The organism is Mycobacterium parascrofulaceum ATCC BAA-614, from assembly GCF_000164135.1.
Classification (GTDB): Bacteria; Actinomycetota; Actinomycetes; order Mycobacteriales; family Mycobacteriaceae; genus Mycobacterium; species Mycobacterium parascrofulaceum.
On sequence record NZ_GG770620.1, the window covers coordinates 1 to 1,207 of the forward strand.

Here is a 1,207-nt window from a genome sequence, read left to right on the forward strand (position 1 = left end):
CCTCGATTTTGCATACCGGTAGGCCGGGGTGCGGGTTGGCCGCGGATTGGCTTGTGCATTCAGTATTTTCGGGTTTTGACATGTTTACTCGCCCCGTGTCGCGGGGTGTGCGAGGTTTCCAGGGCCTTGGGCCTTTCGTAGTCGTTGGGACGGGGTGGTTGGGCGGGTCAGGGGAAGGCTGCGCGGATGCGGTGCCAGGCGTTGGTGATCGTTGTGGCCCAGCGCCAGGTGGAGTCGATGCGGAGCCGCAGTTGTCGGGCGCCGCGGGTGATGCGGGCGGCAACGTGTAGCACACGGTAGCGGAACGTGGCGATCTCGCAGCGGGCGATCTTGGGTTGGTCGGCGAACCCGAGTAGTTTCGCCCAGGTCACGAGATCGTTTGCAGTCAAGACGATTTCCAGCCAGGCGGCGTTCGCGTCGAAGCCGTGGCAGGGCAGGTTGGCCAGCCCGGTGGCCTTGCCTTCGCGGATGCGGTCCTCGACGCGGGCATGTTGGCGGTGTCGCAGCTCGAGTCCGGCCAACTGCCCCGGGATGACACCTGGGGGTGTGTCGGTGATAAAAGCGGTCACCCGCATGCCGTCGGCATCGGTGAACCGCAGCTGGGCGCCGGGGTGCGGGCGCTCCTTGCGCAGGACCAACCGGGTTCCGGCAGGCCACGCGGACAGGTTGACCAGGTCGGTGGCCTCGGCCACCCAGGCCCCGTCGCGGATGTCGCCGGTGGCCTCGATCGCCGGGTACCAGGCATTACCGAGATTGAGGGTGTCCACGGCATCCTGCACGCGGGCATCGACCGGGAAGCCGAAGGAGAATCCGGCGTCGTGATCGCGGCAGGCGTTGGCGAAGGCATGGGTGGCACCGGCCGAGTCCGAGCGCACCACGACCTTGGGCGCCTCGGGATTGTGCGGGCCGTGACGCCAATCGGCCGGCAGCGACGCCAATGCCTGCTCAAGGACCGTGACGTGGTCGGCCGCAGTGTTGCTGCCCGCGTTGCCTTTGCGCAGCAGCCCGGCCAGCGCCTCACCGCCGGCGATCTCTGGGCGGTCCAGAAACGCTAACAACGGGTGGTGTCCGAACGACTTTTTCCAGGTAGAAGCCGCGCTCTCCTTGTTGTCGGAGTGGTCGATGACCAACGTGGCGTCAATATCGATATGCAGCCACTTGCCAGGTGGCGGGTTGGCTCCTGCGGCCCAGGCCGCCGCTCTGGCCG

General features: G+C 66.9%; 1 protein-coding gene. It reads right to left on the reverse strand.

Annotation, left to right across the window (positions count from 1 at the left end):
* Positions 1-167: 167 nt before the first annotated feature.
* A partial coding sequence (locus HMPREF0591_RS29860) for an IS1380 family transposase (protein ID WP_007172624.1) occupies positions 168-1,207 on the reverse strand: 1,040 nt, incomplete at its 5' end.